We start from the raw sequence: 9,495 nt of genomic DNA on the forward strand, positions 1-9,495 counted from the left end.
TTCGCGTGCATGATCGTCGACGTCAACCTGGGGACCGGCACGACGGGCTACGACGTCGCCAGGTTCGCGCGAAGCATCGATCCGCAACTGCCGATCATCTACGTGAGCGGCCAGACCTCGAAGACGGAGTTCGACAGGCACGGCGTCACCGGAAGCCTGTTCGTGGCCAAGCCCTTCACGGCGGATGAGCTGCTCCACCAGCTTCGCAAGCTGGTCGGCGACAACGACGACGAGTCTTAGGCAAGGGGCGACGTGGCGCTGGCCTCCTGCGCCCGCTGTACCTGAGCCTCCGTCGCCTCAGCCAGCCTCAGCCAGCGCTCGGCGGCGGCCCGATATTTCTCGCGCAGCTCAGGAAGGTTGGTCGCCTGCATATCCGCAAGGGCGATGCGGGCGTTGGTGCGATACTCGACGGCTCGAGCGACAAGGGTGGCGGTTGCGGTCGTCATGCTGTGACAACGCCCCAGGCGGGGACCCCGTTCTACGGCATGCCACTAGCCGCCGCGGCAGGCCTAGGCCGCCAGCCCCTCCTCCAGGTGAAGGTAGCAGGGGTCGAAGTCGCCGGCCCTCACCAGCCCCTGCCAGTCCAGCACTTCCAGGACGCCGTGGCCGAAGCGGATCAGGCCGGCGCCCCGCAGGTCCTGCAGCACCCTGTTCACGTGGACGGGCGAGAGCCCCAGGGCGTCGCTGAGCTCGACCTGCGTCAGCGGCAGTGGGGCCTTGTCGTTGTTCGCCAGGTGGACGGCGCGGAACTTGACCATGAGTTCGCAGAACAGGTGGGCCAGCCGGCAGGCGGCGTCACGCCGGCCCAGGCCGATCATCCACTCGCGGAAGATGGCGGCGTCCACCAGCGTGTCGCGCCAGAAGATCTCCGCCAAGCCCGGGTGCTCGCGCGTCAGCGTGCGAAGGCTGGCGTGCGGGATGTAGGCGACCTGCGAGCGACCCAGGGCGCTCATGCTGTAGTCCATCCGGGTCAGGTGCAGGCTCTGCATATCCGGGATGTCGCCCGGGATGTGGAACGACAGGATCTGTCGCCCGCCGCCCTCTAGCAGCTTGTAGCGGCACGCGAGCCCCTCCAGGAGCAGGCACGACTCAGTCGGGATGTCGCCGTCCTGGACGAAGTCCTCGCCGGCGGAGAGGTCCCGCACGCGGATCGGCAGCCTGCGGAGCGCCGCCCGCTCCTCGGAGGAGAGGTCAGCGATGCTCTCGAGTTTCAGAAGAAGCCGGTCGTAGCCAGATGCCGATTGAAGAAGGTCTTGCATAAGCGCTCCATGCCGTAGGGGCGGGAGCACGCAGCGTCTCTCGGCCGGCAGCGCCGGGACGTCTGCTGCCGGTGGCATAATCTACGTGAAACCGGCTGCCCACGCGATTCAAATATGTAAACAATGGCAGAGAGTTACGGCCAAGCTGCACCTCAGCCGATCGCCCTCGCCTGCGGCTTCGCGACCTCCAACGTGGACACTCTGAGCAGGAAGACGACGCCGTCTTCGTCGGCGACCTCGACGGTCCACTTCGAGGATGTCAGCAACACCTGCGGGTTGTCGAACAGCATCTGTCCGGCGAGCCTCACGGCCTCCAGCTCGGCGCTCGCCAGGTCCGGCAGTTCGGACCCCTCGTCGTCGGCGAAGGCCGACGGCCCTCGCACGTTGAAATAATACCGCGGCATCGAACGGCCAACCGCCGGGGAGTCTTGGAGTTCCAGGGAGTAGCGGATGGTAGGCTGCGGGGCCGGTCCGGCCCGCGGGCCCCCGGCGAGCGCCGTGCTCAAGCTACCTTCCGCCGCATCGTCGGGTGATCAATGGTCACTTAGACGATGAACTGAGATTACGCTGGAGGGAACGGTGACCAGCTTTCGCGTCTATTGGCTCGATCCGGCCGGCAAGATCAAGACCGGCGAGTGGATCGAGGCGGCGGACGACGCCGAAGCTCGAGCCAAAGCCCACGAGCTCTGCGATCACGCCACGCCCACGGTCGAGCTCTGGCACGGCCGGCGGTTCGTCGCGCGCTTGCCCTGCGCCGACGAAGCGGCCGCCTGACGCCTTTTTCGACGCGCCTGAGGCGTCCCTCTCCCGCCAAGGGCGGAAGAGGGATCGGCTGATCAGCCCGCCGCGGCGGCGGCTCCGCGGGCGGTGACGGCGCCGACGCGGCCCTCGCGTTCAGCGATGCGGCGGTAGGTGGCCAGCGCCTGCCCCACGACCTGGTCCATGTTGTAGTAGCGGTAGGTCGCCAGGCGACCGACGAAGGTCACCTCGGGCGTGTCCAGCGCCAGGGCCTCGTAGCGCTTGTAGAGCGCCTGGTTCTCGGGGCGCGGCACCGGATAGTAGGGGTCGCCTTCGGCCGCCGGATACTCGTAGGTGATGGTCGTGCGCGGGCAGACCTGGCCGGTCATGTGCTTGTATTCGCTGATCCGGGTGTAGGGGACGGCCTCGTCCGGATAGTTCACCGTCCCGACCTGCTGGAACTGCTCCTGATCCAGGGTTTCATGGCGGAACTTCAGGCTCCGGTAGGGCAGCGGGCCGTAGCGGTGGCCGAAGTACTCGTCCACCGGCCCGGTGTAGATCAGCCGGTCGTAGGCAGCCTCCGAGCTCACGTCGTCGAAATCGACGCCGGTCTGGATGGTGATCAGCGGGTTGTCGAGCATGTTCTCGAACATCCGCGTGTAGCCGTCGGCCGGCATGGCCTGGAACTTGTCGGTGAAGTAGCGGTCGTCGGTGTTGGTGCGGGTCGGCACGCGGGCCGTCACCGACTTGTCGAGCTCGGAGGGGTCCATCGCCCACTGCTTGCGGGTGTAGCCGCGGAAGAAGGTCTCGTAGAGCTCGCGGCCGACCTTGGAGATCACCACGTCCTCGCTGGTGCGGATCTTCTCCACAGGCTCGGCGCGGCTTTCCAGGAAGGCCTCCGCGTCCTCGTCGGTCCTCAGGTCCAGGCCGTAGAGGGCGTTCAGCGTCGTGCGGTTGATCGGCATCGGCACCAGCAGGCCGTCCCGGACCGAGGCCAGGACCCGGTGCTCGTAGGGCCGCCAGCGGGTGAACTGCGACAGGTAGTTCGCCACATCATCCGAGTTGGTGTGGAAGATGTGCGGACCGTAGCGGTGCATCAGCACCCCGGCCGCGTCCTTCTCGTCATAGGCGTTGCCGCCGATATGGCTGCGGCGGTCGATCAGCAGCACGCGCTTGCCGAGCCCGGTGGCCAGCCGCTCGGCCAGCACCGAGCCGGCGTAGCCCGCGCCGACGATCAGGTAGTCGTAGGGCCGCCGGCGCGAGGCCGGGCGCACCACCGGCGCAGGGATGGTCTTGGCCAGCGCCGCCGAGGCCTCGGCCTCGGACTTGGCCATCGCCTGGCCGATCAGGCCGTTCATGCGCTGGAAGGTCTCGTCCCAGGAGAGCTCGGCCAGCGTCCTGTCGACCTCCTCCAGCCAGGCGCCGCCGGAGCGGGCGAGCTCCAGGGCCGCGTCGCAAGCGGAGACGAAGTCCTCGGGCGTGGCAGCGATCTTCACGCCTTCCAGGTCGCCGTAGTGGCGGCAGACGTCGACGATCGGGGTGGAGACCACGGGGCGGCCGCCGGCCAGGTATTCGGGCGTCTTGGTCGGGCTGATGAAGCGGGTGGACTCGTTGATGGCGAAGGGCATCAGGGCGACGTCCCAGCCGCCCAGGTAGCGGGGCAGGTCCTCGTAGCCCTTGCCGCCCAGGTAATGGATGTTGTCGCGGCGCGGCAGGTCGGCGGGGTCGATCTTCACCACCGGGCCGACGATCGCCAGGCTCCACTCGGGCCGGGCGTCGGCGATGGCGGCGATCAAGTCGAGGTCCATCCGCTCGTCGACGACGCCGTAGAAGCCGAAGCGGGGCTGGGGCAGACTTGCCTGGTCCTGCGGCTCCTCTTGGGCCTCGCGCGCCTGCGCGAAGTGGGCGCGGTCGACGCTCGAGGGGAAGGGATGGATGTTCGGGTGGCGGTCGCGCTTGGCCTCGAAGAGGCTGTAGCCGCCGGTGAACACCACGTCGGCGATGCGGAACAGTTCGCGCTCGCGGCTGGTCAGCTCCGGCGGAGCGAACTTGAAGTTGGCCAGTTCGTCCATGCAGTCATAGACGGTGCAGGCCGCGTTCAGATGCCGGGAGAAGCCCAGCATCATCGGGGTGTAGTACCAACGGATCAGGTCGCCCGGGTGGGCCGCCAGCAGGTTGTCGAGCAGCCGCTGCTGGGCCGCCTCCCGCTCGGCCGTGGTCAAGCCTTCCGGCAGCACCGGGGTGGCGACGACGACGCCGCTCTGAGGGCAGGTGTTCACGTCCAGGCTGGGGACAGGCTCCGTCCCGGAGACCGGCTCCTCCCAGAAGATCACCCGGCGACCGTCTTGCGCGAAGCGGGTCATCAGGTGTTGGGGACGCTGGAAGACGAAGTTCCAACGCAGGTGGGAAAAGCAGATCAGCGTCTGACGACCTCGGGCACGCACAGAGGCTTGCGTTTTCCATGACGCAGCGCCAGTGGCGCCTGGACCCCATTGCGTGTTCAAGGCCGGATTCCTCTTGGACTAAGTTGGACGACGACGCACCGCACAAACGTCTCGGCGCGAGTTCAGGTTCCCGGTCTTCTTCGCGTTTCCGGAAGAAAATCGCAGACTTAACTCAGGTGAATGACATACACTCAAACAGCACTCTGTGCGCTTAAGCGGCCACCTCCTTCTACTTCAGCAGCTTGCGGCTGTTGTTTCGGCGCCGCTCTGGCTTCAGCATGCGCGGCGCGGCCATAGCGCTGGTTGGCGTGCCAGCGGGCGGCGTCGCCGACAATCTGATCAAGCGATGAGCGGGCCGGGCTCCAGCCCAACAAGCTGCGGGCGCGGGCGGGATCGGCGACCAGGCCGGGCGGATCGCCGGCCCGCCGTCCGCCGACGCTGCGCGGGACCGGCCGACCCAGCGCCCGCTCGACCGCCTCGATCACCTCCATGACGGAGTAGCCGTGGCCCGTGCCGACGTTCACCGCCTCGAAGGCGCCAGCCGGCAGGTCGACGGTGAGCGCGGCGACGTGGGCGGCCGCCAGGTCGACCACGTGGATGTAGTCGCGCAGACAGGTCCCGTCCGGGGTCGGGAAATCCTGGCCGAACACCGTCAGCGGCTTGCCGTGGCCGAGGGTGGCGGCGATGGCCAGCGGGATCAGGTGGGTCTCGGGATCGTGCGCCTCGCCGATCAGGCCCGAAGGATCGGCGCCGGCGGCGTTGAAGTATCGTAAAGCAACCGCCGAGAGCCCGAAGGCCTGGCAATAGGCGGCAATCATCCGCTCGCACGCGAGCTTGGTGTCGCCATAGGGGCTGGTGGGCGCGCTCGGAAGCCGCTCCGACAGCAGGTCGTGGGCCGACAGGCCTTCGGGCTGTCCATACACCGCCGCGGTCGATGAGAAGACGAAGCGCGAAATCCCGCACTCGCGGGCGGCGTTCAGGAGGCTCACCGTCCCCCCGACGTTGACGTCCCAGAACAGGTCGGGGCGGACGACGGAGCGACCGACTTCAATAAGACTGGCGAAGTGGATCACCTGGCGCACGCCATGCGTTTCCATCACCTCGCGAACGGCGCGGGTGTCGCGGATGTCGCCGTGGACGAACTCGCCCCAGCGCACGGCCTCGCGGAAGCCGGAGCTCAGGTTGTCGAAGACGATGGGACGGAAGCCCTGCTCTGCCAGCGCCTTGGCCGTATGCGCGCCGATATAGCCGGCGCCTCCGGTGACAAGCACCGCGCCCCTCGAAGCTTGTTCCATGCCTTCTAAATTCCTACGCCCAAGCCTGGGTTCCTCTGTCGGACGCCCGACAGCCAAGCTTATCAATTGTAGTTTTCGGAACGAACTAGGACAGACCGGTCTTAATGCGCTCGGTAGAGGCTGCGGGAGGCCTTCGTCGTTTCATGTCAGACCTCGAGCTTTGGGGCGGTCACGAGTGCACCGTGAACCGCGTCGGCGGGACCTATTACGACCAGACCCGCCGCAGCGGTCACCAGGACAGGCTCTCGGACCTCGACCTCTTCGCTGGGCTCGGGATCAAGGCGCTGCGCTATCCGGTGCTATGGGAGCGGGTCTCCCCTGAGCGCGGCCGCTTCGACTGGAGCTGGACCGACGAGCGGCTGGGCCGGCTGCAGGAATTGGGCATGCGGCCGATCGCCGGGCTCGTACACCACGGCAGCGGGCCCAAGCGCACCAGCCTGGTGGACGAGGGCTTCGCGACGGGCCTGGCCGAATACGCCCGGGCGGTCGCCGAGCGCTATCCGTGGATCGGCGACTGGACGCCGGTGAACGAGCCGCTGACCACGGCTAGGTTCTCCTGCCTCTACGGCCACTGGTACCCGCACCAGACGGACGAGAGCTTCTTCTGGTCGGCGCTGGTCAACCAGGTGGACGCGGTGCGGCTGGCGATGCGCGAGATCCGCGCGGTCAACCCCAAGGCCCGGCTGATCCAGACCGAGGACCTGGGCCGGACCTACTCGACCCGCGAGGTCGCCGACCAGGCCCAGTTCGACAACACCCGCCGCTGGATGACCTGGGACCTGCTGTGCGGAAAGGTGACCCGGGAGCACCCGTTCTGGGCCCGGCTATGCAGCTTCGGCCTGCAGGGTCGGCTGGAGGCGATGGCCGCCGATCCCTGTCCGCCGGACGTGATCGGGGTCAACCACTACCTGACCAGCGACCGGTTCCTGGACCACCGCTGCGAAAACTACCCGCCCGACCGCTGCGGTGGGAACGAGTACATGCGCTTCGCCGACGTGGAGGCGGTGCGCGTCGCCCTTCCCGGCCCCGGCGGCCTGGAAGGGGTGCTGGAGGAGGCCTGGACCCGCTATGGCCTGCCGCTGGCGGTGACCGAGGCGCACAACGGCTGCACCCGCGAGGAGCAGGTGCGCTGGCTGCGTGAGGCCTGGGACGCGGCGCTGCGGCTGCGCGATCGCGGCGCGCCCATCGAGGCGGTCACCGCCTGGGCGCTGCTCGGCTCGTACGACTGGAACAGCCTGCTCACCCGGCGCATCGGCCACTACGAGCCTGGCGTCTTCGATCTGCGCGGCGGCGAGCCTCGCCCCACCGCGGCGGCGGCCTTCCTGAAAAGCCTCACCGACCCCGCCGCCGAGCGGCACCCGACCGCGGACGGCCCCGGCTGGTGGCGGCGCGACATCCGGCTGGAGTTCCGGCCGGTGTTCCGAACCCTGGAGACGCCGGAGCCGCGGGCCGAGTGGCGCGCGCCCACCTCCCCGGCCCGGCCGCTGCTGATCACCGGCGCGACGGGCACGCTGGGCAAGGCGATCGCCAGGGCCTGCGAGTGGCGCGGCATCGACTATGTGCTGACCAGCCGCGCCCAGATGGACCTGGCGAACGGCGCCTCCATCGCCGAGGCGCTGCGGACCTTCCGGCCCTGGGGAGTGATCAACACCGCCGGCTGGGTTCGGGTGGACGACGCCGAGGCCGAGTGCGACGGCTGCATGGAGGCGAACACCGCCGGCGCGGTGCGGCTGGCGCAGGCCTGCGAGGCGGCCGGGATCGGCTTCGTGGGCTTCTCCAGCGACCTGGTGTTCGACGGCCGGCTGGGCCGCCCGTACGTGGAGAGCGACGCCACCGCGCCGCTGAACATCTACGGGCGCAGCAAGGCCGAGGCGGAGCGGGCGATACTGGGAGCGAGCGAGCGGGCGCTGATGGTGCGCACCGCGGCCTTCTTCTCCCCTTACGACCAGCACAACTTCGCCGCCCATGTGCTGCGGGCCGTGAAGCGCGGCCATGAGTTCACCGCGGCCAACGACCTGACCATCTCGCCGACCTATGTGCCGGACCTCGTGGAGAGCGTGCTGGACCTCGCGATCGACGGGGCGACCGGGCTCTGGCACCTGGCCAACGAGGGAGCGGTCTCGTGGGCCGAGTTCGCCCAGCTGATCGCCGCGGCCTTGAACCTGGACGTGGAGCTGGTGCGCGGCGTCCCCGCCGCCGAGTTCGGCTGGCCAGCGCAGCGCCCGGCCAACGTGGCGCTGGGCACCGAACGGGGTCAGTTGCTGCCTTCGCTGGAAAACGCCATCGGCCGCTTCGCCGCAATCGTCAGCTCGGCCGAGTTCGCCGGCGAGGCGGAGGCCTGGGTCGACCGCACCGTGCCCGCTCACACCGAGTTCGACCACCTGCATGCGCGGCGGGAACGTACGCGCGTGGGCCGAGGTTGATCGCTTGCAGTGAACGGAGGCGTGTAATGGCCCAGAAGAAGACCGCATCCCAGGCCCGCGAAGGCGGCAACAGCAAGAGCAGCGGCAAGGGTGGCGGCAGGGGCGCGTCCTCGGGCGTCTCCGCCGATCCGACGGGCAACACCACCGCCAAGGGCCAGCGCCCCTCCCCTGACAGCCGAAAGCGCGGCGAAGTCTCAGACGCGGATCGGGCCTAACTCCCCGCACCGGTTCCCACTTCTCCCGGCTCTTGTCGGGACGAGGGCTTTGGCGGCGGCTCGGCCCTAGGTGGGGAGCGCGCGCGCGGCCGCGACCACCTTCTCGGCCTTGGCCGCGGTCTCCTCGACACTCTGACCGGCCTTGTACAGCTCGCCGCCAAGGCCGAAGGCGCGGGCGCCGGCGGCCCACCAGTCGGCCATGGAGTCGGGGCCGACGCCCCCGACGCCCCATACGATGGCGTCAGGGGGGAGCACCGCCTTCAGCTGGCGCAGGTGGACGAGGCCGTAGGTGGCGGCCGGGAACAGCTTCAGGTGGCGGGCGCCGGCCTCGTATGCGGCGAAGGCTTCGGTGGCGGTGGCGAAGCCGGGCGCCGGATCGAGGTCGAGCTCCAGGGCCCGGCGGATCACCGAGACCTGGGTGTTGGGCGAGACGATGATGGTCCCGCCGGCGTCCTGGACGGCGTTGACGTCCTGGGGCCGAAGCACGGTGCCAGCGCCGAACGCCATGCGGCCACGCACGGCTTCGGACAGGCGGCGGATGCTCTCGAACGGATCGGGCGAGTTGAGCGGCACCTCCACGCCCCGCACGCCGGCGGCGTAGAGGGCTTCGGCATGCGCGACCACCTCGTCGGGACGCACGCCACGGACGATGGCGACAACGGGGCATTCGGATAGCGCTTCGGCAACCCTCATCGGACGCTCTCCAGTTGGGCCAGGGCGAAGAGCCCGGCGACGGCGGCGGCCTCTCCGTCGTGCTCGGTGACGCGGCAGCCGCGGGCGCCCAGCGCGCGGGCGTACCAGCGCGTGAGCTTGCGATCCCCCAGCAGGGCGACGGGCGCGTCGTTGGGCAGGTCGAGCAGCTGCGGCAGGCTGGCCGCCTCGGCGCCGATCAACAGGCCCGACAGATAGGCGGGCGTGCTCTCGGCGGGAGCCCCCTGCCCCACCACCCGCGAGCGGGCGGTGAACAGCCGGGCCGCGAGCCCTCCGCCGTCGCCAGCGGCGGCCAGGCCCGCGTCGAACGCCGCCTCGTCGTCGGGCGAGGCGTCGCTTTTCAGGACGCTGTGTTGGCGAAGCACCGCGAACAGTTCGCCGGTCATTGCGGTCACGAAGCGGACGATGCG

Annotated in this window: 10 protein-coding genes and 1 pseudogene; 4 read left to right on the top strand and 7 right to left on the bottom strand. The window is 69.2% G+C overall.

What is annotated here, in order from left to right; translation table 11 throughout:
- Nucleotides 1–240, top strand: a pseudogene (locus VHK87_RS11210) (hypothetical protein); the annotation flags it as partial.
- On the opposite strand, the gene VHK87_RS11215 reads toward VHK87_RS11210, so the two are convergent.
- The 3 genes from VHK87_RS11215 to VHK87_RS11225 form a co-directional block, all read right to left on the bottom strand.
- Complete coding sequence (locus VHK87_RS11215; protein WP_329634980.1) at nt 237–446, bottom strand: hypothetical protein; 210 nt, start codon at nt 444–446, stop codon at nt 237–239. The pseudogene VHK87_RS11210 and the gene VHK87_RS11215 sit on opposite strands and share 4 nt — an antisense overlap.
- Before the next feature lie 63 nt (nt 447–509).
- Nucleotides 510–1,259, bottom strand: a complete 750-nt coding sequence (locus tag VHK87_RS11220; protein ID WP_329634981.1) for a Crp/Fnr family transcriptional regulator — start codon at nt 1,257–1,259, stop codon at nt 510–512.
- Nucleotides 1,260–1,411: 152 nt separating this feature from the next.
- Entirely contained in the window at nt 1,412–1,663 is a 252-nt protein-coding gene (locus tag VHK87_RS11225; RefSeq protein ID WP_329634982.1) for a DUF6894 family protein, read from the bottom strand.
- 175 nt (nt 1,664–1,838) lie between these two features.
- Here VHK87_RS11225 and VHK87_RS11230 point away from each other — a divergent pair, with 175 nt between their 5' ends.
- Nucleotides 1,839–2,033 (top strand): hypothetical protein, encoded by a 195-nt coding sequence (locus VHK87_RS11230; protein ID WP_329634983.1) that lies wholly within the window; start codon nt 1,839–1,841, stop codon nt 2,031–2,033.
- A 62-nt stretch (nt 2,034–2,095) separates the two neighbouring features.
- Here VHK87_RS11230 and glf read toward each other — a convergent pair whose 3' ends face one another.
- Together glf and galE are read right to left on the bottom strand one after the other, a co-directional pair.
- Nucleotides 2,096–4,360 carry a UDP-galactopyranose mutase gene (glf, locus tag VHK87_RS11235; protein ID WP_329634984.1) on the bottom strand — a complete coding sequence of 755 codons (2,265 nt, stop codon included), beginning with the start codon at nt 4,358–4,360 and terminating at the stop codon, nt 2,096–2,098.
- 272 nt (nt 4,361–4,632) lie between these two features.
- Nucleotides 4,633–5,736 carry a UDP-glucose 4-epimerase GalE gene (galE, locus tag VHK87_RS11240; protein ID WP_329634985.1) on the bottom strand — a complete coding sequence of 368 codons (1,104 nt, stop codon included), beginning with the start codon at nt 5,734–5,736 and terminating at the stop codon, nt 4,633–4,635.
- A 143-nt stretch (nt 5,737–5,879) separates the two neighbouring features.
- Between galE and VHK87_RS11245 the strand changes: the two genes are divergently transcribed.
- Both VHK87_RS11245 and VHK87_RS11250 read left to right on the top strand, forming a co-directional pair.
- Nucleotides 5,880–8,159, top strand: a complete 2,280-nt coding sequence (locus VHK87_RS11245) for a family 1 glycosylhydrolase (RefSeq protein WP_329634986.1) — start codon at nt 5,880–5,882, stop codon at nt 8,157–8,159.
- A 26-nt stretch (nt 8,160–8,185) separates the two neighbouring features.
- The gene (locus VHK87_RS11250) at nt 8,186–8,374 is read left to right on the top strand and encodes a hypothetical protein (RefSeq protein ID WP_329634987.1); all 189 of its coding nucleotides are present in this window, start codon (nt 8,186–8,188) and stop codon (nt 8,372–8,374) included.
- Between the two features lie 66 nt (nt 8,375–8,440).
- Here VHK87_RS11250 and VHK87_RS11255 read toward each other — a convergent pair whose 3' ends face one another.
- Both VHK87_RS11255 and VHK87_RS11260 read right to left on the bottom strand, forming a co-directional pair.
- Nucleotides 8,441–9,067 (bottom strand): 2-dehydro-3-deoxy-6-phosphogalactonate aldolase, encoded by a 627-nt coding sequence (locus VHK87_RS11255; protein WP_329634988.1) that lies wholly within the window; start codon nt 9,065–9,067, stop codon nt 8,441–8,443.
- Nucleotides 9,064–9,495, bottom strand: a 432-nt coding sequence (locus VHK87_RS11260) for a 2-dehydro-3-deoxygalactonokinase (RefSeq protein WP_329634989.1), incomplete at its 5' end; no start/stop codon positions are given. The genes VHK87_RS11255 and VHK87_RS11260, both read right to left, overlap by 4 nt.

The sequence above is a fragment of the Phenylobacterium sp. genome, from assembly GCF_036263695.1.
Lineage (GTDB): Bacteria > Pseudomonadota > Alphaproteobacteria > Caulobacterales > Caulobacteraceae > Phenylobacterium.